This window comes from Hyphomonas sp. GM-8P (assembly GCF_003263315.1).
GTDB lineage: Bacteria > Pseudomonadota > Alphaproteobacteria > Caulobacterales > Hyphomonadaceae > Hyphomonas.
Genome location: NZ_AWFE01000127.1, coordinates 1 through 23932 on the forward strand (window position 1 = coordinate 1; position 23932 = coordinate 23932).

General features: G+C 60.4%; 21 protein-coding genes. 20 read left to right on the plus strand and 1 reads right to left on the minus strand.

The genetic code is table 11. From position 1 onward, the window contains the following. Positions 1–213 precede the first annotated feature (213 nt). The 8 genes from HY26_RS17195 to eda all read left to right on the plus strand — a co-directional run bounded on the left by HY26_RS17195 (position 214) and on the right by eda (position 11546). The gene (locus HY26_RS17195; protein ID WP_065383167.1) at positions 214–2493 is read left to right on the plus strand and encodes a Tex family protein; all 2280 of its coding nucleotides are present in this window, start codon (positions 214–216) and stop codon (positions 2491–2493) included. A gap of 55 nt (positions 2494–2548) precedes the next feature. Next, positions 2549–4165: a GMC family oxidoreductase gene (locus HY26_RS17200; RefSeq protein WP_233350929.1), complete on the plus strand. Its 1617-nt coding sequence runs from the start codon at positions 2549–2551 to the stop codon at positions 4163–4165. Beyond that, complete coding sequence (locus HY26_RS17205) at positions 4162–5766, plus strand: alpha-amylase family glycosyl hydrolase (RefSeq protein ID WP_065383168.1); 1605 nt, start codon at positions 4162–4164, stop codon at positions 5764–5766. The genes HY26_RS17200 and HY26_RS17205 overlap by 4 nt, the downstream gene beginning before the upstream one ends. 158 nt (positions 5767–5924) lie before the next feature. After that, on the plus strand, positions 5925–7394 hold the full coding sequence (zwf, locus tag HY26_RS17210) for a glucose-6-phosphate dehydrogenase (RefSeq protein WP_034765136.1): 1470 nt from the start codon (positions 5925–5927) through the stop codon (positions 7392–7394). A 4-nt stretch (positions 7395–7398) separates the two neighbouring features. Then, entirely contained in the window at positions 7399–8109 is a 711-nt protein-coding gene (gene pgl / locus HY26_RS17215; RefSeq protein WP_034765131.1) for a 6-phosphogluconolactonase, read from the plus strand. After that, positions 8110–9942, plus strand: a complete 1833-nt coding sequence (gene edd / locus HY26_RS17220; RefSeq protein ID WP_065383169.1) for a phosphogluconate dehydratase — start codon at positions 8110–8112, stop codon at positions 9940–9942. A 3-nt stretch (positions 9943–9945) separates the two neighbouring features. After that, entirely contained in the window at positions 9946–10908 is a 963-nt protein-coding gene (locus HY26_RS17225; RefSeq protein ID WP_065383170.1) for a glucokinase, read from the plus strand. Beyond that, complete coding sequence (eda, locus tag HY26_RS17230; RefSeq protein WP_112074220.1) at positions 10905–11546, plus strand: bifunctional 4-hydroxy-2-oxoglutarate aldolase/2-dehydro-3-deoxy-phosphogluconate aldolase; 642 nt, start codon at positions 10905–10907, stop codon at positions 11544–11546. The genes HY26_RS17225 and eda overlap by 4 nt, the downstream gene beginning before the upstream one ends. Before the next feature lie 52 nt (positions 11547–11598). On the opposite strand, the gene purB is transcribed toward eda, so the two are convergent. Further along, positions 11599–12897: an adenylosuccinate lyase gene (gene purB, locus HY26_RS17235; protein WP_034765119.1), complete on the minus strand. Its 1299-nt coding sequence runs from the start codon at positions 12895–12897 to the stop codon at positions 11599–11601. Positions 12898–13128: 231 nt separating this feature from the next. On the opposite strand from purB, the gene HY26_RS17240 reads away from it, so the two are divergent. The 12 genes from HY26_RS17240 (at position 13129) to HY26_RS17295 (ending at position 23931) form a co-directional block, all read left to right on the plus strand. Continuing rightward, positions 13129–14085 (plus strand): peptidoglycan-binding domain-containing protein, encoded by a 957-nt coding sequence (locus HY26_RS17240; RefSeq protein ID WP_034765116.1) that lies wholly within the window; start codon positions 13129–13131, stop codon positions 14083–14085. Positions 14086–14283: 198 nt separating this feature from the next. After that, complete coding sequence (locus tag HY26_RS17245; protein WP_034765112.1) at positions 14284–14658, plus strand: NADH-quinone oxidoreductase subunit A; 375 nt, start codon at positions 14284–14286, stop codon at positions 14656–14658. After that, positions 14628–15227: an NADH-quinone oxidoreductase subunit B family protein gene (locus tag HY26_RS17250; RefSeq protein WP_369807886.1), complete on the plus strand. Its 600-nt coding sequence runs from the start codon at positions 14628–14630 to the stop codon at positions 15225–15227. Before HY26_RS17245 ends, HY26_RS17250 begins: the two co-directional genes overlap by 31 nt. Positions 15228–15236: 9 nt before the next feature. Beyond that, positions 15237–15869 carry an NADH-quinone oxidoreductase subunit C gene (locus HY26_RS17255; protein ID WP_034765104.1) on the plus strand — a complete coding sequence of 211 codons (633 nt, stop codon included), beginning with the start codon at positions 15237–15239 and terminating at the stop codon, positions 15867–15869. Positions 15870–15873: 4 nt separating this feature from the next. Further along, positions 15874–17079 (plus strand): NADH-quinone oxidoreductase subunit D, encoded by a 1206-nt coding sequence (locus HY26_RS17260; RefSeq protein WP_034765100.1) that lies wholly within the window; start codon positions 15874–15876, stop codon positions 17077–17079. Continuing rightward, on the plus strand, positions 17076–17420 hold the full coding sequence (locus HY26_RS17265; RefSeq protein ID WP_065383099.1) for an SgcJ/EcaC family oxidoreductase: 345 nt from the start codon (positions 17076–17078) through the stop codon (positions 17418–17420). The genes HY26_RS17260 and HY26_RS17265 overlap by 4 nt, the downstream gene beginning before the upstream one ends. Positions 17421–17519: 99 nt before the next feature. Beyond that, positions 17520–18299: an NADH-quinone oxidoreductase subunit NuoE gene (nuoE, locus tag HY26_RS17270; RefSeq protein WP_051599813.1), complete on the plus strand. Its 780-nt coding sequence runs from the start codon at positions 17520–17522 to the stop codon at positions 18297–18299. A gap of 3 nt (positions 18300–18302) precedes the next feature. Then, positions 18303–19607, plus strand: a complete 1305-nt coding sequence (gene nuoF, locus HY26_RS17275) for an NADH-quinone oxidoreductase subunit NuoF (protein WP_065383100.1) — start codon at positions 18303–18305, stop codon at positions 19605–19607. Between the two features lie 15 nt (positions 19608–19622). Further along, positions 19623–21689: an NADH-quinone oxidoreductase subunit NuoG gene (gene nuoG / locus HY26_RS17280; RefSeq protein WP_034765226.1), complete on the plus strand. Its 2067-nt coding sequence runs from the start codon at positions 19623–19625 to the stop codon at positions 21687–21689. A gap of 10 nt (positions 21690–21699) precedes the next feature. After that, complete coding sequence (gene nuoH, locus HY26_RS17285) at positions 21700–22791, plus strand: NADH-quinone oxidoreductase subunit NuoH (protein ID WP_034765093.1); 1092 nt, start codon at positions 21700–21702, stop codon at positions 22789–22791. Beyond that, on the plus strand, positions 22788–23273 hold the full coding sequence (gene nuoI, locus HY26_RS17290) for an NADH-quinone oxidoreductase subunit NuoI (protein WP_034765091.1): 486 nt from the start codon (positions 22788–22790) through the stop codon (positions 23271–23273). Before nuoH ends, nuoI begins: the two co-directional genes overlap by 4 nt. Positions 23274–23337: 64 nt before the next feature. Then, entirely contained in the window at positions 23338–23931 is a 594-nt protein-coding gene (locus tag HY26_RS17295; protein WP_081813031.1) for an NADH-quinone oxidoreductase subunit J, read from the plus strand. Position 23932: the final 1 nt, after the last annotated feature.

Here is a 23932-nt window from a genome sequence, read left to right on the forward strand (position 1 = left end):
AATCTGTCACCCATGTCTCGAGCCGCTCATTTCCTGAAATCGAGGACCGGACCCACCGCGTATGCGGTGTGTAAGCGCCTGTCTGTGCATTCCACAAAAATATTGCCTCGCCACGCTCAAGCGTAAACGAGGTGTGAACGATTTCTGGTGAATTGATCAGTTCCTGTGTCATCCGGCGCACCCGTCAATTCCAGCCAGAAAGGCGATCTTTCCATGCCTGCAAAACCCCGCACATCTGCCGTCCCGTCGATTGCGAAACTGATCGCGACGGAACTCGGCATATCCGAGCGCCAGGTCGAGACTGTGATCGAGCTCCTCGGTGAAGGGGCAACAGTGCCTTTCATAGCCCGCTACCGGAAGGAACGTACGGGCGGGCTGGACGACACCCAGCTGCGGGCGCTCGCAGAGCGGCTGGATTACCTGACGGAGCTGGCAAAGCGCCGTGACACGATCCTTGATGCCATCCGCCAGCAGGACAAGCTTACGCCGGACCTGGAACGAGAGATCATGGCAGCCACGACGAAAGTGGCATTGGAAGACCTCTACGCCCCCTACAAGCAGAAGCGCCGGACCAAGGCGACGATCGCTAAAGAGGCGGGCCTCGAACCGCTGGCCGAGCGCATTCTTGCCAACCCCGCGGTTGCGCTGGAAGCGGAAGCCAAAAGCTTCGTTTCCAAGAAGAAGGGCGTCGAGACACCGGACGCAGCCCTTAGTGGTGCACGCGAGATCATCGTCGAGAAGATTGCGGAAACGCCGCGCCTGACCCGCAAGATCCGGGAGACTGTCTGGAAGCAGGGCAAGCTCGGGTCGTCCCTCGTGAAAGGCAAGGAGGCCGAAGGCGCCAAGTTTGCCGATTATTTTGATTTTGATGAGCCGTTCGAGAAGATGCCGTCGCACCGTGCGCTCGCCATGCTGCGCGGACAAAAGGAAGGTATTTTGCGGATCAAGGTGAACGTACCTCACACGGATACGCGCCATCATCCGGCCGTGCGGGAAATTTGTTCCGAATTCGGCTTTGCAAAGAAAGGACGCGCCGCTGATGAGTGGCTGATTGAAACGGCGGAAGCGGCCTGGAAGAGCAAACTGGAGCCGTCCAGCTCGCGGGAGTCCATCAACCGGTTGAAGGATTCGGCCGATGGCGAAGCGATCCGGGTCTTTTCCCGCAACATGAAAGACCTGTTGATGGCTGCACCGGCTGGCCACAAGGTTGTCATGGGGATCGATCCGGGTATCCGGACGGGCTGCAAGGTCGCGGTCGTGGATTCGACCGGCAAGTTGATCGATACGGCGACGATCTATCCGCACGAGCCTAAGAAGGATAGGACCGGCGCCCTGACGACGCTGGCTAAGCTCTGCAAGAAGCACAAAGTGGAACTCGTCAGTGTCGGGAATGGAACCGCCGGGCGCGAGACCGATAAGCTGGTCGCGGACCTGTCGGACAAGATGCCGGATCTCGGCCTGACGCGCCTGATGGTTTCGGAAGCGGGGGCGTCTGTCTATTCGGCCTCGGAACTGGCAGCGAGAGAATTCCCGGACCTCGATGTCAGCATCCGCGGGGCAGTCTCCATCGCGCGGCGCCTGCAGGATCCGTTGGCAGAACTGGTAAAGATCGAACCCAAAGCCATCGGGGTTGGCCAGTACCAGCACGATGTGGATCAGGGCCAGCTTGCAAAGTCGCTCGACGGCGTGGTCGAAGACTGCGTGAACGCAGTGGGTGTGGATGTGAACACGGCCTCGGCCTCATTGCTTTCCCGTGTTGCGGGCCTCAACGCGACGATTGCGTCGAATATCGTGGCTTACCGGGATAAGAACGGTCCGTTCAAATCGCGCAGTGAACTGAAGAAGGTACCGCGCCTCGGCGCGAAGGCTTTTGAGCAGGCGGCTGGCTTCCTGCGCATCATGGATGGTAAGAACCCTCTGGATGCCTCGGCGGTCCACCCGGAAGCGTATCCGGTTGTTGAGCGCATCGCGAAGAAAACTGGCCGGAAAGTGGCCGCCCTGATCGGCGATAAGGCCTTCCTGTCGAAGCTGAAGGCGGAAGACTTTGCCGACGATACATTCGGTGTGCCGACCGTGAAAGACATTCTCAGCGAACTGGAAAAGCCAGGGCGTGACCCGCGTCCGGAATTCAAGACAGCGACCTTCAAGGACGGTGTTGATACGATGAGTGACCTTAAGCCGGGTATGCGACTGGAAGGAGTCGTCACCAATGTGACCGCTTTCGGGGCGTTCGTAGATATCGGCGTTCACCAGGATGGCCTGGTTCATATCTCCGAACTGGCCGACACGTTCGTGAAAGACCCGCACAGCGTGATAAAGACGGGGCAGGTCGTGGATGTTGTCGTTCTGGAAGTGGATGCCGCGCGCAAGCGGATCGGCCTCAGCATGAAACGCCAGGGAGCTCAGCCGGCGGCGAAGCTGGGCAAGGCGTCGAAGGCGCCTGAACGGAAGCCATCCGATAGTCCGTTCGGCGTATTGGCCTCCCTTCGGTAGGGGTGGACGGCGCCAGGCCCTTGCGGCCTAATGGCCCAATTGGCGGGAGGCGCGGTTGAACGGCACGGCGGATCTGGAAGGTGAGTACGACCACATCATTGTGGGGGCTGGCTCTGCTGGTTGCGTCGTGGCCAACCGCCTTTCTGAATCTGGTAACAGGCGGGTTTTGCTGCTGGAAGCGGGCGGCCGCGATAACTGGATCTGGTTCCATATCCCGGTAGGCTACCTCTTCGCGATTGGGAACCCGCGGTCCGACTGGATGTTCGAGACTTTGGCGGAGCCGGGCCTTAATGGCCGCAAGCTGAATTATCCGCGCGGTAAGGTCCTGGGCGGGTCGTCCGCCATCAATGCCATGATCTCGATGCGCGGGCAGGCAGCGGACTATGATCATTGGAAAAGCCTCGGGCTTCCAGGCTGGGGATGGGATGATGTATTGCCCGTTTTCCGGCGGATCGAGGATCATTTCCTTGGCGAAAGCGGCGTACATGGCACTGGTGGAGAGTGGCGTGTCGAGGCGCCACGTGTTCGCTGGGACATTCTGGATGCCGTGCGTCAGGCCGCACAGGACATGGGCGTTGAGCCGGTCGGCGACTTCAACACCGGGGACAATGAAGGCTCCTCATATTTTCATGTGAATCAGAAGGGCGGCGTGCGCTGGTCGGCGGCGCGGGGGTTCCTGAAGCCCGCCATGTCGCGGAACAATCTGCGCGTCGAGACAGGCTGCCTCACTGACAGGCTGGTCTTGGAAAATGGCCGTGCGACCGTGGTGGAATTCGTGCAGGAGGGCGAGCGTCGGCGGGCCAGATGCCGCGGAGAGATTATTCTCTGCGCCGGGTCCATCGGATCTGTGCAGGTTCTGCAGCGCTCCGGTATCGGGCCGGGAGAGGTGTTAAAGGCAGCGGGTGTGGCTGTTCAAGTGGATCTGCAAGGCGTCGGCCGGAACCTGCAGGACCATTTGCAACAACGTGCCATTTACAGGGTCAGCGGCGCGCGAACGTTGAACGAGACCTATCACAATCTGTTCCGTCGTGGCCTGATGGGGCTCGACTATGCAGTACGGCGGCGCGGACCGCTCACCATGGCGCCGTCGCAGCTTGGTATTTTTACGCGCTCGGATGCCGGACGGGCGCGCGCGAACATCGAGTTTCACGTTCAGCCGCTCTCGCTCGACAAGTTCGGGGACCCGCTGCATCGGTTTCCGGCCATTACGGTCAGCGCGTGCAATTTGCGTCCGACGTCACGGGGCGAGATACGTATTGCTTCGCCGGATCCTGCGGCGAAGCCGATTATTGCACCGAACTATCTGTCTACGGAGGAAGACCGGAAAGTCGCTGCGGATGCGATAAGGGCGACGCGGCAGCTTATGAAGCAACCGGCAATGGCTCGATACTCACCGGAGGAGTTTCTGCCCGGCCCTGCCGTTGGCGATGACGATGCTGCGCTGGCCAAAGCGGCCGGGGATATCGGAACTACCATCTTCCATCCGGTCGGTACGGCGAAGATGGGACGGCCGGACGATGCAGATTCCGTCGTGGACAAGGATTTACGAGTCATCGGCGTGGAAGCCTTGCGCGTGATCGATGCGTCCGTCATGCCAACCATCACATCCGGCAATACCAATACGCCCACCATCATGATTGCAGACAAGGTTTCCCGGGAGATGACGGCATGAGCCAACCAGAACAGCCATGGTGGCGCGGTGCAGTGCTGTACCAGATCTATCCGCGGTCTTATCTCGATACCAATGGCGATGGTGTGGGTGATCTGCAGGGGATCACCCGGAAGCTGGATTATATCGCGTCGCTCGGTGTGGACGGGATCTGGATCTCGCCTTTCTTCGCCTCTCCCATGAAAGATTTCGGCTACGATGTCTCAGATTATTGTGCCGTGGACCCCGTCTTCGGGACGCTGGACGATTTTGATCGGCTTCTGAACCGCGCCCACGGGTACGGGCTGAAGGTCGTCATCGACCAGGTTTACGCTCACACATCAGACCAGCATGCCTGGTTCACGGAGTCTCGCCAGAGCCGGGACAATCCGAAGGCGGACTGGTATGTCTGGAAGGATCCGAAGCCCGACGGCACGCCTCCCAACAACTGGCAAGCAGTGTTCGGCGGGGCCGCGTGGACATGGGATGCGCGGCGTCAGCAATACTTCATGCATAATTTCCTGCCGGAGCAACCTCAGTTGAACGTGCACAATCCGGATGTGCAGGATGCCTTGCTGGGCACCGCGCGTTTCTGGCTGGACAAGGGTGTAGATGGCTTCCGGCTGGATGCGATCAATTTTGCCATGCATGATCAGGCCTTCCAGGACAATCCGCCCTGGGATCCAACTGGCCGGACGATCACCAGACCGTTTGATCTGCAGCGCCGCGTCTACAATCAGTCCCGGCCAGAGGTGCCGGGATTTCTGGAGCGGGTTCGAAAGCTGACGGACGAATACGGCGATCGTTACACCGTGGCCGAAGTGGCAAGCGATGATCCTCTTCCCACCATGCGCACCTATACAAGGGGCGATAAACGGCTGACGGCCGCCTACAGCTTCGATTTCCTTTATGCTCCAACGCTCACAGCCAAGCGTGTGCGACGGTCGCAGGGAAACTGGGTAGGATCGATAGAAGAAGGCTGGCCGTCATGGGCTTTCTCGAACCACGACGCTCCGCGCTGTGTCAGCCGTTGGTATGACGGGGCGGAGCGTCCCCGGTTTGCAAGGTTGACCAACGCGCTTCTCCTGTGCTTGCGAGGTAATCCGATCCTGTATCAGGGCGAAGAACTGGGCCTGACTCAGGTGGATGTACCCTTTGAAGCCCTGCAGGATCCGGAAGCCATCGCAAACTGGCCAAGAACGCTTGGCCGTGATGGCGCGCGGACGCCAATGCCTTGGAAGCGAGCGGCTCCGCATGCGGGATTTTCCTCGGTTGAGCCCTGGCTGCCGGTTGGGCCGGATCATCCTGATCTATCGGTTGGCGTGCAGGACGAAGACCCGGACTCGGTCCTGAACTTCACCCGAAAACTCCTGGAAGTGCGAAGAGGCAGTCCGGCTCTGAGATGGGGAGACGTAGAATTTGTGGACGGCCCAGTATCCTTGCTCACCATGATCCGCACATGCGAAGAGGAAACGGTGACCTGCCTGTTCAATCTCGGTGCAGAGCCCGTTGAGATACCGGAGTCGGCGGATCTTTGCGGCACGGTGCTGTCGCAGACCGGCAGCACGATAGATTTGCAGGCGAGGACCATGCCACCTTACACATTCGTGATCCTGAGGCGCTAAGTGCTGCCTGGGAAGAAGATCACGTGTAATTCATCTGAATTGTTGGGCGTTTTGGGGATGATGCATGATTCCCTCGTTCCAGAGTTTTTCAGCGCGTCCAGATTGCTCTAACAAGAATACAGGAAATCCGTTTGCCAGCCTCTCCAAAGGAGCTCGACATGGCCAAATTCATACCGGTCGACCCCTTCGACATCGTCATATTCGGGGGAACGGGGGATCTTTCCCGCCGGAAGCTCCTGCCTGCACTCTTTCATAGATGGCTGGATGGCCAGATTCCCGAAAACAGCGCGATCGTAGGAACGGCCCGCTCTGATCTTGATGACAAGGCCTATCGGTCAATGGCGCGGGAAGCCTGCGAGAAAGCGACCGGTGAAAATTGGGACGACAAGGAATGGAAAAAGTTCGAGAAACTGATCCATTATGTCTCGATTGACGCCACCAGCGCCAAGGCAGACTGGCCGCAATTGAAATCCAAGCTGACGATGGATGGTGACCGGGCCTGCGTCTTTTACCTGGCCACGGCGCCCAGCCTTTATGTCGACATCTGTAACGCCCTTGGCCGGGAGGGCCTCGCGACAAGCAACACGCGCGTGGTGCTGGAGAAGCCGATCGGAACGGATCTTGAATCTGCCCGGACGATCAATGATGGGGTGGGCGCGGTTTTCTCGGAGCGGCAGGTATTCCGGATCGACCATTATCTCGGCAAGGAGACGGTACAAAATCTGATGGTGTTGCGGTTCGGGAATATCCTCTTCGAACCGCTCTGGTCCCGGAACTATATCGACCATGTCCAGATCACTGTTGCCGAAGATCTCGGCCTGGAAGGCCGGGCCGACTACTACGACCGCTCTGGCGCATTGCGGGACATGGTGCAAAACCACATGTTGCAGCTCCTTTGCCTCACGGCAATGGAACCGCCAAACCAGCTCGAAGACGACGACGTTCGTACCGAGAAGATCAAGGTGCTCAATGCGTTGATGCCCATTCACGGCGAAGCCGCAAAGAAGCAGACTGTGCGGGGTCAGTACAAGGCCGGCATGAAGGGAGGCGAAGCCGTAAAGGGGTACGCCGAAGAGCTTTCAGGGGATGAGAAAAGCACCACCGAAACCTTCGTGGCGATCAAGGCCGGGATCGACAATTGGCGTTGGGCGGGCGTGCCGTTTTACCTGCGCACCGGCAAGCGCATGTCACACCGGCATTCGGATATCGTGATCCAGTTCAAGAAAACGCCGCACTCTCTGTTCGGTGAAGGCAATGACATGGCCAACAGGCTGGTCATCCGCCTGCAACCTGATGAAGGCGTACGCCTGTTTGTGCAGATCAAGGAGCCCGGCCCCGGCGGTCTGCGCGTAAAATCCATGCCGCTCAACCTGTCTTATGCGGAGAGTTTCACGGTCCGCTATCCGGATGCTTATGAGCGTTTGCTTATGGATGTGGTGCGGGGGAACCTGTCCCTGTTCATGCGCAAAGAAGAAGTCGAAGCCGCCTGGGCGTGGGTCGACTCCCTGATCGAAGCCTGGGAACAGGCGGGCGATGCGCCGGAGCCTTATCCTGCCGGAAGCGATGGCCCACTGGCCGCAGCTATGCTGATGGACCGCGACGACCGCGCATGGTGGGAAGGCCTCTGACCCCATGAAGCATGAACTCTCTCGCTTCGAAACACGCGACGCCGCATTGGATTTTGCCGCGAAATTTGTTGCGGGAGGAGTGGAGCGCGCCATCGCAGATCGGGGGCGAGCGGATTTCATGACGTCCGGCGGTTCGACGCCGGGCCCGCTGTTCGATCGCCTGTCTGGCTGGGCGCTGCCGTGGGAAAGTGTGAGCGTCGGTCTCGTCGATGAGCGTTGGGTGTCGACGGAGAGTGATGCTTCGAATGAGTCGCTCGTTCGGACCCGTCTGCTGACAGGAAAGGCGGGCGCGGCGGGGCTGGTGCCGATGAAGACCCGTGCCGCCAATCCGCACGACGCAGTGGCGGATCGCAACGCGGCTTACACGCCGCATTGTTCACCCATTGATGTCATACTTCTCGGCATGGGCAGTGACGGCCATACAGCCAGTTGGTTCCCAGGGTCCAAAGGTCTTGAGAGTGCGTTGTTGCCTTCGAATGGGGAATTGATTGCAGCTATTGATGCAACCGGATGCCTGATTGCGGGTTCCCATACACAGAGGCTGACATTGACCGGACCAGCGGTCACCTCGGCGCGCATGGCGTTGATGTTGTTGTTCGGCAATGAGAAGCTGGATGTTCTCGAGCGCGCATTGAAGGCAGATCCGATGGAAATGCCTGTCCGCCATGCCATCGACAAGCTCGGTCCGCGTCTCACAATCATATGGGCCCCCTAGATGACCAAATTGCATCCGAAGATCACCGAAGTCACAGAGCGCATTCGCCAGAGATCAGCTGAGCCGCGCGCTGCCTATCTTGAAATGATCCGTTCACGGCGCCCGAAAGGGTTTGCCCGGCAGCGTCTGACGGAAGGCAATCTGGCACACGCCTCGGCCGGGTGCGCCGTGATCGAGAAAACCCATCTCCTTGGCGCAGGCTGGCCGAACATTGGCATCATCACCGCGTACAACGACATGCTCTCGGCCCACGCACCGTTCGAGCACTATCCGGAACTCATCCGTGAAGCCGCCCGCGAAGTGAATGCCGTGGCACAGGTGGCAGGCGGTGTTCCGGCCATGTGCGACGGAGTTACGCAAGGCCAGCAGGGCATGGAACTGTCGCTATTTTCACGGGACGTCATCGCGATGGCATCTGCGGTGGGGCTCAGTCATGACGTGTTTGATGCCGCCCTTCATCTTGGCGTTTGTGACAAGATCGTTCCAGGGCTCGTGATCGCGGCACTCCGCTTCGGCTGGATCCCATCTATTTTCGTGCCTGCCGGACCGATGCCGTCCGGGCTCCCGAATCCAGAAAAAATCCGTATCCGTCAGTTATTTGCAGAAGGCAAGGTCGACCGCAGCGCTCTGTTGAAAGCTGAGGCAGAAAGTTACCACGCGCAGGGCACCTGCACCTTCTACGGTACGGCTAACTCCAATCAGATGTTGATGGAGGTCATGGGCTTCCATTTGCCGGGGGCGGCTTTCACCAATCCCGGTACGCCGCTTCGCACGGCGCTCACAAAAGCCGCGGCCCATCGGGCGGCAGAGATTACGGCGCAAGGAGACAGCTACTTGCCAGCCGGCGAAATCATCGACGAGCGCTCCATCGTCAACGGCATCGTCGGCCTGATGGCGACTGGCGGTTCAACCAATCATGCCCTGCATATTCCAGCCATGGCAGCGGCAGCGGGCCTCATTGTCACACTGGAGGATTTTGCGGAAATCAGCCATGTCACACCGCTCCTGACACGGATCTATCCGAACGGGCCTGCCGATGTGAACCATTTCCATGCGGCGGGTGGCATGGGCTTCCTCGTCCGCGAACTTCTGAGTGCCGGCCTGCTGGATGGTGACGCGCAAGGTGTGGCAGGGCCAATCTCCGGCTATTCGCATGAGCCGTTCCTGGATGGGGACAAGGTTTCCTGGCGCCCCGCTCCAGAAGAAAGCGGTGATCTGGAGATTATCCGGCCTGCGAGCGATCCGTTCTCTGCCGATGGCGGTCTTCGCCTGATGACCGGACCTCTCGGCCGTGGCGTATCCAAGGTCTCTGCCGTGAAACCGGAGAAGCGTGTCCTGGAAGCGCCAGCGGTCGTGTTCGAATCCCAGGAAGCCTTGAAAGAAGCGTTTGAAGCCGGTCGGCTGGACCGTGATATTGTCGCCGTTGTCCGTTTCCAGGGACCTGCGGCGAATGGAATGCCGGAACTTCATAGTCTGACACCTCCGCTCGGCGTGCTGCAGGACAGAGGCTTCAAAGTCGCCTTGGTTACGGATGGCCGTATGTCCGGTGCGAGCGGCAAAGTGCCATCCGCCATCCATGTTAGTCCGGAAGCTGCGCGCGGTGGCCCGCTCGCGCGTGTCCGCGACGGCGACATCATCGTTTTCGACGCAGAGAGAGGAACGTTGGATATCAAGGTAGACCCATCCGAATTTGCAGCGCGCCAACCGGCAGAGTTCCGGCCGAACGCCTCGTCTGTTGGCCTCGGCCGTGAGATGTTCTCCTATTTCCGTCAGATGAGCGGAACGGCTGACAGTGGTGCCAGCCAGTTCGCTTTCGTATCTGAGGAGGACTGATCCTTGGCAGAAAGAATTCTGGTCGGTGACGTCGGGGGGACTAATGTCCGCTTCTCCATTGCTCACCGACAGGACGGAAAGATCGTTGCCGATAAATTCGAAAAGTTCGCCGGCGATGATTTCCACCAGTTCGAAGAGGTGCTGAAGTCATATCTCGATCGCTCGAATACGCGTGTAAACCGGGCATGTTTCGCCTTGGCAGGCCCTGTGCAGCATGGTGAGGTCACCCTCACCAATCGCGGCTGGCATGTGTCCGAACAGAAACTGCAAAACCGTTTCGGTTTTGAAGATGTTCGCCTGATCAATGATTTCACTGCAATGGCGCGCGCTGTGCCGGAGTTCGATCGCGCACATTTCGAGAATATCCTGCCCGGCAAGCCAGAACCGGACGCGCCGATTATCGTTGCCGGGCCGGGCACCGGGTTCGGCGTCGCCACGCTTATACCTGAAGCCGGTAACTGGCATGTGTTGACAGGCGAGGGTGGCCATATCGCTTTTGCGCCCCGCACCGATATTGAATTCCAGCTGACTCAAATCCTGCTTCGGAAGTTCGGCTATGTTTCCAATGAGCTTGTTTCATCCGGCACCGGTCTGCAGCCAGTGCATGAGGCGTTCTGCGAAATCTATGACCGCCCAGTCGAGGATTTATCGCCTGCCGAGATGCGCCAGCGCGCCGATGCAGGCGATGAGATGTTCTACCAGCTGATCCTCGTGCGTGCCTGCACTGTGATGGGTGCAGTGGGTGACCTGGTTTTGGCAAATGGTGCGCTTGGCGGTGTTGTACTGGCTGGCGGCGTGACTGAGCGGATCGCGGATTTCCTGCGCATGCCTGAAGCCATAGAGCGTTTCCATGAGCGTGGTCCGATGAGCAGCTTTCTCGAGCATTGCCCCGTCATGCTGATGAAAGATCCGCAAGCGCCGCTGATTGGTGCGGCCGCCTTTTACGAGCAGGAGCAACGCAAATGACGCCTTCTCTCAATGAGCTGAAGCTCGCAGCCGCCAAGGCGCCGGTTGTGCCGGTGTTGGTGGTTGGTTCGGTCGAGCAGGCCGCGCCGCTCGCGAAGGCATTGCTGGATGGTGGTTTGACCATTGCAGAAGTCACACTTCGCACACCAGCGGGGATTGGGGCGATTGCGGCGATGAAGGCGGCAGCGCCGGAGCTGTTGGTGGGGGCCGGGACGGTTCTGAACGGCGACGATGTCCGCAATTCGCTGGAGGCGGGGGCGGACTTCCTTGTCTCGCCGGGGATGAGCCATGGGCTGCTGGCTGCGCTGGGCAAGCACAAACCATTGCTGATCCCCGGGGTCGCGACGGCGAGCGAGGCGATGAGCCGTCATGAGGAAGGCTTTGAATTGCTGAAGCTTTTCCCGGCGAACATTGCTGGCGGCGTTCCAGCCCTCAAGGCGCTGGCCGGGCCGCTGCCGCATCTTCAGTTCATGCCGACGGGCGGCGTCAGCGCCGACAATGCGGGTGACTACCTCGCCTTGCCAAATGTCGTGGCGGTTGGCGGTTCCTGGATTGCCACCAAGGCTGACGTCGAATCCGGCGACTGGGCAGGCATTTCGCGCAAAGCCAGAGAGGCGCTAAGCGCGATCAGTTCATGATCAGGCCATGATCATACCGGACTAAGCCGGATCAGTCCGGACTTTCAGACGACTATGAGCGACCGAAAACGCGCTCAAAAATCGTGTCGACCTGCTTGAAGTGATAGTCGAGGTCGAAGAGGTCCTCGATCTGTTCCTTCGTCAGTTTCGCCATGACGTCTTCGTCCTTCTGGAGCAGTTCCAGAAGCGGGCCTTCTCCGCCCCAGGTCTTCATCGCGTTGCGCTGAACCATGCGGTAGGAATCCTCGCGGCTGTTTCCGGCTTCGACGAGGGCGAGCAGGACGCGCTGCGAATTGTGCAGGCCGCCCATGGAGTTCAGCGTCTTGAGCATCCGCTCCGGATAGACGACGAGGTTTTCGACCACACCGGCGAGGCGATGCAAAGCGAAGTCGAGATGGACGGTGGCGTCCGGGCCGATGCCGCGCTCGACGGAGGAGTGCGAGATATCGCGCTCATGCCAGAGGGCGACGTTTTCGAGAGCCGGGGTCACGGCGGAACGCACGAGGCGGGCAAGGCCGGTCAGGTTTTCGGTCAGCACCGGGTTACGCTTGTGCGGCATGGCGGACGAGCCTTTCTGGCCGGCCGAGAAAAATTCCTCAGCTTCCAGCACTTCCGTGCGCTGAAGGTGGCGCACTTCGGTGGCAAGGCGTTCGACCGAGGAGGCGATCACGCCCAGCACAGCGAAATACATGGCGTGACGGTCGCGCGGGATGACCTGTGTCGAGACGGGCTCGATGGCGAGACCCAGCTTTTCGGCAACGTGCGCTTCGATTTTCGGGTCAATGTTAGCGAAGGTGCCGACAGCGCCGGAGATGGCGCAGGTGGCGACTTCTTCCCGGGCGATCAGCAGGCGTGTGCGGGCGCGCTGGAACTCGGCATGGAAGGTGGCGAGCTTCACGCCAAACGTGGTTGGCTCTGCATGGATGCCGTGGCTGCGCCCGATGGTCGGGGTCAACTTGTGTTCGAAGGCGCGCTTCTCAAGAGCGGCCAGCACACGGTCGATTCCGGTCAGCAGCAGGTCTGCGGCGCGCACCATCTGCACGTTCAGGCAGGTATCGAGCACGTCGGAAGAGGTCATGCCTAGGTGCAGGAAACGGGCAGGCTCGCCAACATGCTCCGCGACATTTGTCAGGAAGGCGATGACGTCATGCTTCACTTCCCGTTCGATTTCGTCGATCCGGTCCACTTCGAAGGCGGCTTTCTCGCGAACCGCGGCCGTGGTGCCTTCCGGAATGATGCCGAGATTTTCCATCGCTTCCGCAGCGAGCGTCTCGATTTCAAGCCAGATGCCGAAGCGGGCTTCAGGAGACCAGATGGCGGCCATTTCGGGACGGGTATAACGAGGGATCATGCGCGCATTCCTGAGTGGTTCGGGCCGTATGATGAGGGCCTGTTTGTTCGCGCCCCTAATACGCCGAACCGGCTGGTTTGCCACCCCCTGTGACAGGAGGCCCCGGTTCAATGGAATGCGCTGGATGCGCATCGTATTGGTGAACGGTGTGGCCGAGTGTTTCCGGGTAGGTTAGGTAGAAAGTGGCCTGCTGTTTCCAGAAGGAAGCAGTTTTCAGGAAGGGGACATGGAATGAGCAGAATTCTCACCCTGTCGGCAGCATCGCTGGTGCTTGCGGGAGTGGCGACAGCGCAGGGAACCGGAGACTATCCGGCCGACGCGGAGCCTGGATCCTGTTATGCGCGGGTGCTGATCCCTGAAACCTATGAGATCCAGACCGAACAGGTGCTGGACCAGCCTGAACATACCGAAGCCCGCGTCATCCCCGCGACGTTCGAAACTGTCGTGGAGCGGGTGCTGGTGAAGGAACAGGCGCTGACTTACCGGGTGGTGCCGCCGGTCTACGAGATCGAGACCGAACAGTTGCTCATCGTGCCGGAACAGACCGAAACTGTCGTGATTCCTGCAGAATACGAGACATTTACCGAGCAGGTTCTGATCCGCCCGTCTTATATTACCTGGAAACCGGGCACCGGGCTTTTCGGCCGGCAGCAATCCGGCGAGGACAATATCACCCCTGCCACGGGTGAAGTTCTGTGCCGCGTCGAGGTGCCCGCCCAGTATGAAACCGTCACGCGAACACGCCTGAAATCGCCCGAGCGTGTCGAGACCGGGGTGATTCCGGCCCGTTTCCGCACTGTTGAGCGCCAGGCGCTGCGTGAGCCCGCCCGAGTGATCGAGGAAATCGTTCCGGCCGAATATGAAGAGGTCGAAGTCCAGCGCCTTGTGACGCCGGAACAACAGGAAACGATCGTCGTTCCGGCGACTTACAAGACAATCGAAATAAAGACCGTAACAGGTGGCGGGACCGTGGAATGGCGGGAAGTGCTCTGCGATTCCAATGCAACCAAGGCGAAGATTGCCGAAGTCCAGCGCGCCCTGGCGTCAAAAGGCTACAAGGTACAGGCTGACGGCGTATTCGGCCCCGCAACGCTGGATGCAATGGAAGACTGGCAGGAAAAGAACGGCCTGCCGGTGGGGTACCTGACCATCAGCACTGTTGAGTCGCTGGGTGTTTCGCCCGACTAGCGGGAATTTGGGGGCAGGGCTGCCTTCCGGACGGGCAAACAGGGCCATTAGCCGTGACGCACAGCCGCACATCGGGCCTCGTGAGGTGGCCGAATGCAGACTTTAAGATAAGTCTCACCGTTATGTGGCGTGGATGTGTTGCGTGGATGGCAAAACCGTCCTAATCCGGCGCCAGCACAGGCTAGGAGGCCCTCTCTCATGTCGGACATCGAACGGCTGGCGCTCGACTATCTACCGGTGATCATCTTTCTGGTGCTCGGTGCAGCGATTTCGGGCCTTTTCATTGTCGGTTCACTGCTGTTGGCACCATCCGAACCCGACCCTGAGAAAAATTCCGCCTATGAGTGCGGTTTCCCCGCTTTCGACGATGCCCGCATGAAGTTCGACGTCCGGTTCTACCTGGTCGCCATTCTTTTCATCATCTTCGACCTTGAAGTGGCCTTCCTGTTCCCGTGGGCGATCAGCCTCGGCACGATCGGTCTGGTTGGCTTCTGGTCGATGGTCGTCTTCCTGGGCGTTCTGACCGTTGGCTTCATCTACGAATGGCGCCGTGGCGCGCTGGAGTGGGAATAATGGCCGAAGAGTTCAAGACATATGCGCTGGGCGGCGCCCGTTCGGGCGTCGAGGGCGGTTTCAAGCCCGGACAGGACGATCCGTTCTATTCCGGCCTGTCCGACCAGCTGGCCGACAAAGGCTATTTCACTGCCGCCGCAGACGACCTGATCGCCTGGGCGCGCACCGGTTCGCTGATGTGGATGACCTTCGGTCTCGCCTGCTGCGCAGTTGAAATGATGCACGCCGGTAACCCGCGCTACGACCTTGAGCGCTTCGGCATGGCGCCGCGCGGTTCACCCCGCCAGTCGGACGTCATGATCGTCGCCGGCACGCTGACCAACAAGATGGCTCCGGCCCTGCGCAAGGTCTACGACCAGATGCCAGAGCCGCGCTACGTGATCTCGATGGGCAGCTGCGCCAATGGCGGCGGCTATTATCATTACAGCTACAGCGTCGTTCGCGGCTGTGACCGGATCGTCCCGGTCGACATCTATATTCCGGGCTGTCCGCCCACCGCTGAGGCTCTCGTGTACGGCTTCCTGCAGCTGCAGAAGAAGATCCGCCGGGAAGGCTCGCTGGAGCGCTAGGGGAAAGACATGTTGGACCAGGACGCCATCGACGCCCTCAAGGATCTCGGCGAGCATATCTCCGCTTCGCGCGCGGATGCGGTGAAGAGCTTCCACATCAATATGGACGAGCTGGTCGTGATGGCCGAGCGCGACCACATTGTGGGCCTGCTGCGCTTCCTGCGCGAAGACCCGCAATGCGATTTCGAAACGCTGGTCGACATTTGCGGCGTCGATTATCCGGAGCGCGCAGAGCGTTTCGAAGTGGTCTATCACCTGTTGTCCATGCACCTGAACCACCGCGTGCGGGTGCGCGTGTCGACCGATGAGGATACCGCTGTGCCGAGCGCCTGCGCCGTGTGGCCGGCCGCCAACTGGTTCGAGCGCGAAGCCTTCGACATGTATGGCATCCAGTTCGCCGATCACCCGGACCTGCGCCGCATCCTCACCGACTATGGTTTCGAGGGTTATCCGCTGCGCAAGGACTTCCCGCTGACCGGCAATTACGAAGTCCGTTACGACGACCTCGAGAAGAAGGTGGTCTACGAGCCGGTGCAGCTGGTTCAGGAATTCCGCAACTTTGACTTCCTCTCCCCCTGGGAGGGCATGACGTCCCAGATTCCGGGCCAGATCCCGGGCGACGAGAAAGCGACGGAGTCTTAAGACAATGGCTGACACCGCTCACATCTCCGAAATGGAAGACCGCAAGTTCACGCTGAACTTCGGGCCCCAGCACCCTGCAGCTCACGGCGTGCTGCGCATGATCCTCGACCTTGATGGCGAGATCGTCACGCGCGTCGACCCGCACATCGGCCTCCTGCATCGCGGTACCGAAAAGCTGATCGAATATAAAACCTACCTGCAGGGAATGCCGTATTTCGACCGGCTCGATTACTGCGCGCCGATGAACCAGGAGCATGCCTGGTGTCTGGCCATCGAGAAACTCCTGGGCATCGAGCCGCCCCGCCGCGGCAGCCTTATCCGCGTGCTCTATTCCGAGCTTGGCCGTATCATGTCCCACCTGCTGAACATCGGTTCGCAGGTGCTGGACGTCGGCGCGCTGACGCCGATCACCTGGGCCTTCGAAGAGCGCGAAAAACTCTGCGTGTTCTACGAACGCGCTTCCGGCAGCCGGATGCACGCTGCCTTCTTCCGCCCGGGCGGTGTCCACCAGGACCTGCCGCAGGCGCTGCTCGACGACATTTCGGAATGGTGCGAGCAGTTCCCCGGCAAGCTGGACCAGCTGGAAGGCCTCGTAACCGAGAACCGCATTTTCAAGCAGCGCAATGTCGACATCGGCATCGTCGATGAGAAAACGATCATGGACTGGGGCTTCTCCGGCGTGATGGTCCGCGGCTCGGGCTATGCCTGGGACCTGCGCCGCGCGCAGCCCTATGAGTGCTACTCCGAACTCGACTTCAAGATTCCGGTCGGCAAGAACGGCGACAATTACGATCGCTATGTCTGCCGCATGGAAGAGATGCGTGAGTCGACCAAGATCATGCAGCAATGCATCGACATCATGAACCGCGAAGGGCCGGGACCGGTCCTCCTGAAAGGTTCGAAAGTCTCGCCGCCACGCCGCGCCGAGATGAAGAACTCGATGGAAGCACTGATCCATCACTTCAAGCTGTACACGGAAGGTTTTCACGTTCCGGAAGGCGAGTGCTACGCCGCCATCGAGGCACCGAAGGGCGAATTCGGCGTGTATCTCGTGTCCGACGGCACGAACCGGCCGTATCGCGCGAAGATCCGCGCGCCGGGCTATCCGCATCTCCAGGCGATGGACCACCTGTGCCGGGGTTACATGCTGGCTGACGTGTCCGCGATCCTCGGGTCTCTCGACATCGTGTTCGGGGAGATCGACCGGTGAGCACGTCGTCAGAACTCGTTCAGCGCCAGCTGGATGCCTATAACCGGCAGGACATCGAGGCTTTCCTCGAATGTTACACCGAGGACGCCGTGCTTGGCGGCCTGAACGGTGACATCACGCAGGCCGGCGTCGAGGAAATCCGCGCACGTCATCTGGAGCTGTTTGCGCAGTTCCCGGAAAACAAGGCGACAATCGTCAACGAGATGGATCTGGGCTCCACCGTGATCCTTCATGAAGACGTGACGCGCGCTCCGGGCGGGGACCAGTTCCAGGTCGCTGCGATCTACACGATCCGCGATGACAAAATCGCGCGCGTCGACTTCGCGCGGGGGACGGCTTGAGATGTTTGTGAACGCCGCCAGAGATTTCGTGCCCAGCGCACAATTTATTCATCCGTCTCAGGATGAAACCGAAATGTATTTTGCAGGAAGGATCGAGTAGTGGCACTGCGCCGTTTTGATCTTGAGGCTGGTGGCGACACGTTCGCCTTCAAGCCGGAAACGGAAGAGAAGATTGCGTTCTGGCGGGGCAAGTACCCGGCGGACAAGCAGCGCTCGGCCGTCATCCCCATGCTGTGGCTTGCCCAGAAGGACAATAATGGCTGGCTGTCCGAGCCTGCCATGCGCGAAGTCGCGGACCGGCTGGAAATGCCCTATATCCGCGTCTACGAGGTCGCGACCTTCTACACGATGTTCCGCCTCCAACCGGTCGGCAAATTCCACGTCCAGCTCTGCGGAACGACCCCGTGCCAGCTGCGCGGAGCAGAGAAGCTGAAGGAAGTTTGCCAGAAGGAAATCGGCGACATCATGTACGTCACCGACGATGGCCGCCTGTCCTGGGAAGAGGTCGAGTGCCTCGGCGCCTGCGTGAATGCACCGATGGTGCAGATCAATGACGACTATTACGAAGACCTGACGCCAGAATCCCTGTCGCAGATCCTCGGAAAGCTGAAGAACGGTGTCGAGGTCCAGCCGGGCCCGCAGATCGACCGCGTGAACAGCGCGCCGGAAGGCGGTGCTACGACGCTGACCGATCCGTCCCTGTTCGATGGCAGCAAGAACTCGATCTCGACACTGCCGAACCTGCCATCCGCAACGCCCGCAGAGGCGGAAGCCGCAGGCAAGCCCGACGCTGCGCCGCCGACCAACACCAAGCGCGAAGAGCCGACGGCTGGCAAGACGACGCTGATCGACGGCAAGAAAAAAGACGGCGAGGAATAAGCGATGTTGCAGGACAAAGATCGCATCTTCACGAACCTGTACGGTCTTCATTCGCCCGAACTCGACGCGGCGAAGAAGCGGGGTGCGTGGCATCTCACCAAGGAAATCCTGGACCAGGGTCCAGACTGGATCTGCGACCAGATCAAGGCGTCCGGTCTGCGTGGCCGTGGCGGCGCCGGCTTCCCGACCGGCCTGAAGTGGACCTTCATGCCGAAGGAAGTGCGCGACCGTCCGCACTACCTCGTCGTGAACGCTGACGAGTCAGAGCCCGGCACCTGTAAAGACCGCGAAATCATGCGCCACGATCCGCACCTGCTGATCGAAGGCTGCATGATCGCCAGCCGCGCGATGCGCGCGCACAAATGCTACGTCTACCTGCGCGGCGAATACATCAACGAGCGTCACGCGCTCGAGAAAGCCGTCAAGGAAGCTTATGAGGCGAAGCTGATCGGCCAGAACAATGTGAACGGCTGGGATTTCGATCTCTACGTCCACCATGGCGCCGGTGCCTATATCTGCGGTGAGGAAACCGCGCTGCTGGAGAGCCTGGAAGGCAAGAAGGGCCAACCGCGCCTGAAGCCGCCATTCCCGGCCAATGCCGGTCTCTATGGCTGCCCGACCACTGTGAACAACGTCGAGTCGATTGCTGTCGCCGGCACGATCCTGCGCCGCGGCGCCGAGTGGTTCGCTGGTTTCGGCCGCCCGAACAATACGGGCACCAAGCTGTTCTGCATCTCCGGCCACGTCAACAAGCCGTGCAATGTCGAAGAAGAAATGTCGATCACCTTCCGTGAGCTGATCGATACCCATTGCGGCGGCATCCGTGGCGGCTGGGACAATCTGAAGGCTGTGATTCCGGGCGGGTCGTCGGTGCCGATGGTGCCTGCCGAGCAGATCATGGACGCCTATATGGACTTCGATACGCTGCGTGACCTGAAGTCCGGTCTCGGCACGGCGGCCGTGATCGTGATGGACAAGGACACCGATCTCATCAAGGCGATTGCCCGCCTCGCTTACTTCTACAAGCATGAATCCTGCGGCCAGTGCACGCCGTGCCGTGAAGGCACCGGCTGGATGTGGCGCGTGATGGAGCGCATGGCGAAGGGCGAAGCCGAGCATGACGAGATCGACACGCTGCTGGACGTGACCAAGCAGGTGGAAGGCCACACGATCTGCGCCCTAGGTGACGCAGCGGCCTGGCCGATCCAGGGCCTGATCCGTCACTTCCGTCCAGAAATTGAAGACCGCATCAACCAGTACAGACTGCCGCGCGCCATGGTGCAGGGCGCAGTCGTCGCGGCGGAGTAGGGGGCCATGTCCGATCTGTTCAAAATCAATATCGACGGCAAGGAAATCGAGGTTCCAAAGTCCTACACGCTGATGCAGGCGTGTGAGGAAGCCGGCGCCGAGATCCCGCGCTTCTGCTATCACGAGCGCCTGTCCGTGGCGGGCAACTGCCGCATGTGCCTCGTGGAATGGGAAGGCGCGCCGAAGCCGATTGCGTCCTGTGCGCAAAATGTCGGCGACATGCGCCCCAACCGCGATGGCTCTGCGCCGAACATCCGCACCAAGGGTCCGTATGTCGAAAAGGCCCGCAATGGTGTGATGGAGTTCCTGCTCATCAACCACCCGCTGGATTGCCCGATCTGCGACCAGGGCGGCGAGTGCGACCTGCAGGACCAGGCGGTGGCCTATGGCCGTGCCGGCAGCCGCTACGAAGAGAACAAGCGCGCCGTTGAAGACAAGAATATGGGTCCGCTGGTCAAGACGATCATGACCCGCTGCATTCAGTGCACGCGCTGCGTCCGCTTCGTCGCCGAAGTCGGCGGCGTGGAAGAGATCGGCATGATTTCGCGCGGCGAGAGCGCCGAGATCACCACCTATCTTGAGAAAAATCTGACATCTGAACTTTCCGGCAACGTGATCGACCTTTGCCCGGTCGGCGCGCTGACCTCAAAGCCTTACGCGTTCAATGCGCGCCCGTGGGAGCTGCGCAAGACGTCCTCCATCGACGTGATGGACGCCATGGGCGCCTCGATCCGCGTTGACGCCAAGGGCGACGGCGTGATGCGCATCATGCCGGAAGTGCACGAAGACATTAACGAGGAGTGGCTCTCAGACAAATCCCGCTTCGTGTGGGACGGTCTCGCCCGCCAGCGCCTCGACAAGCCTTATGTCCGCGTCGATGGCCGCCTGAAGCCGGCAACCTGGGCTGAAGCTTTTGCGGCCGTGAATACGGCGCTGTCGAAGCCGGCAGAGCGGATCGGCGTCGTGGCTGGTGACCTGATCGAGGTTGAGCAGGCGAAAGCCGCGCTCGACCTGTTCCGCTCGCTCGGCGTGCAGAACACAGACTGCCGTCCGGCAGGCGCCAAGTACGGCACGGATGGCGTGCGCGAGCATTACATCCTGAACCCGACGCTGGCCGGTGTGGAAGAGGCGGACGCGTTGCTGCTCGTCGGCGTCAATCCACGCGTCGAAGCAGCTGTCTGGAACGCCCGCATCCGCAAGACCTGGCTCTGGGCCGACCTGAAGGTCGCCCTGGTCGGCGAAGCCGCAGACCTGACCTATGATTACACACATCTCGGCAACAGTGCTGACGCGCTGGCCAAGGCCGAGACCGCTGAGTTCCTCAAAGGCGCCAAGCGCCCGATGATCGTGCTCGGCGAAGGCGCGCTGCTGCATGAGGAGGGCGACGCTGTCCTGGCCGCGGCGATCAAGCTGGCCAATGAGACCGGCGCGATTGCCGATGATTGGGCAGGCTTTGGCGTGCTCCACAATGCAGCTGGCCGCGTTGGCGCGCTGGATGTCGGCTTCGTGCCGGTCGAAGGCGGTCGAGCAACGGCTGACATTCTTGGCGGCGGCATGGAAACGATTGTCCTGCTCGGCGCAGACGAAGTCGACCTTTCCAAGACATCGGCCGCAACGGTCATCTATGTCGGCTCGCATGGCGATGCGGGGGCCAGCCGCGCCGACATCATCCTGCCGGCGGCAACCTACACCGAGATGGCCGCGACCTTCGTGAACACCGAAGGCCGCGTGCAGGTCACCTCCAAAGCGGTCCAGCCGAAAGGTGAGGCACGCGAAGGCTGGGCGATCTTCCGTGCGCTGTCTGACGTGATGGGGAAGACCTTGCCTTACGACACGGTCGACGCGCTGCGCGAAGGCCTGCGGGAAAATGAAGTGTTTGCGGGGATCGGCTACGCGCCAGGCGCGGCAGGGGCTGAGGCACTGAAGGCTGTTCCGGAAGCGGCTGGCAGCCTCTCCAGCGCACCGTTCAAGCCGGTGATCGGGGACTTTTATCTGACCAATCCGATCGCCCGGGCATCGAAAACCATGGCGGAATGCTCTGCGCTGGCGACAGCGCTGGACACTCCGGTAGCAGCGGAGTAGGGCGGGCGCCATGAGTAACTACATCGAGTCTATGGGACAGTTTTGGGGCCCCTTGATGGTCCTCGGCCAGATCGGCCTGTTCACGCTGGTCCTGCTTCTCTCGATCGCATTCCTGCTTCTGTTGGACCGCAAGGTCTGGGCCGGCGTGATGATGCGGAAAGGCCCGAACGTGGTCGGTCCGTTCGGCCTGCTCCAGTCTTTTGCGGACTTCGGGAAGTTCCTCCTGAAAGAGATCGTCATCCCGGCGGGCGCGAACAAGTTCGTCTTCCTGTTTGCGCCGATCCTGACCTGTACGCTGGCCTTCGCGGCTTGGTCGGCCATCCCGGTCGCGCCCGGCACGGTCAGCGGCACCAGCTGGGTGATCTCGAACCTCAATGTCGGGATCCTCTACCTCTTCGCCATCAGCTCCCTCGGTGTCTACGGCATCATAATGGGCGGCTGGGCCTCGAACTCGAAATACCCGTTCCTCGGCGCGCTCCGTTCCGCGGCCCAGATGGTCTCGTATGAAGTCTCCATTGGTTTCGTGATCATCACGGTGATCCTGATGGTCGGCTCCATGAATCTGACCGACATCGTCAACAACCAGGATGGTGGTTTTTGGTACTGGCACGTCTTCAGCTTCCAGAACTTCCCGCTGATCGTGGTGATGGTGCCGATGTTCGTCATTTTCTTCGTCTCGGCCCTTGCTGAAACGAACCGTCCGCCTTTCGACCTGCCGGAAGCGGAATCCGAACTCGTTGCCGGATACCAGGTCGAGTATGGCTCCACGCCGTACCTGCTCTTCATGCTCGGCGAATACCTGAACATCGTCCTGATGTGCGCGATGATGACGATCCTGTTCCTCGGCGGCTGGCATGGCCCGGTTGCCCTGGGGGATGATTTTGTCCGCGACCACCCGTTCCTGACCAGCTTCTCCGGGCTGTTCTGGTTCATGTTCAAGACCTTCTTCTTCTTCTTCCTCTTCGCGATGGTGAAGGCCATCGTGCCGCGCTACCGCTATGACCAGCTGATGCGTCTTGGCTGGAAGATCTTCCTGCCGACCTCGCTTGTCGCCGTTCTCGTGGTTGGCGGTTATGTCGCTTACATGGGAGTGCAGTCATGAGCCTCGCGCAGACCATCCGCGGCGCGCTGCTGACCGATTTCCTCGGGGCCCTCTGGCTGGCCACGCTGGAAATGTTCCGCCGCAAGGCCACCGTGAACTATCCGTTCGAGAAGAACCCGCTGTCGCCGCGTTTCCGTGGGGAACATGCGCTGCGCCGTTACGCATCGGGTGAAGAACGCTGCATCGCCTGCAAGCTGTGCGAAGCAATCTGCCCCGCACAGGCCATCACCATCGAGGCCGAACCGCGCGAAGACGGCGCCCGCCGCACGACGCGCTATGACATCGACATGGTGAAATGCATCTATTGCGGCTTCTGTCAGGAAGCCTGCCCGGTGGATGCCATCGTCGAAGGGCCGAACTTCGAATTCGCGACCGAAACCCGCGAGGAGCTGTTCTACGACAAGGACCGCCTGCTCGCGAACGGCGACCGCTGGGAACGTCTCATCGCGAAGAATTTGGAACTGGACGCACCCTATCGCTAGGGCGCGCCGCTAATGAGTAACCGGGACGCCTGATCGTCCCAAACACAAGAGGGGTCAGAGGGCTGTGGCACTGATCGCATTCTACCTGATGGCTGCGGTGACGCTCGTGTCAGCGCTAATGGTCATCATGGCGCGGAACCCCGTCCACTCCGTGCTGTGGCTGATCCTCGCCTTTTTCTCGGCTGCGGGTCTGTTCGTCCTGATTGGGGCGGAATTCATCGCCATGCTGCTGGTCGTCGTCTATGTCGGCGCCGTCGCGGTGTTGTTCCTGTTCGTCGTCATGATGCTCGACGTGGACTTCGTCGAGCTGAAAGACGGCACACTGAAATACTGGCCGTTTGCGATGCTGGTTGGCATCGTGTTCGCGGCTGAAATCGTCATGGCTTCGGTCTTCGGCGTGCAATCGCTGCCGGACTCCTTCGACGCTGCACCGGGGGCTGATACCAACGCGGAAGCCATCGGACAGGTAATGTACACAGAATACATGCTGTTGTTCCAGCTGGCCGGGATCGTGCTGCTGGTTGCGATGATTGGTGCCATCGTCCTGACGCTGCGCCACCGCCCACATGTGAAACGCCAGAACATTGCCAAGCAGACGTCGCGCCGCCGCGGCGATGCCTATGAACTGAAGGACCCCAAGCCGGGGCAGGGGATCTGAT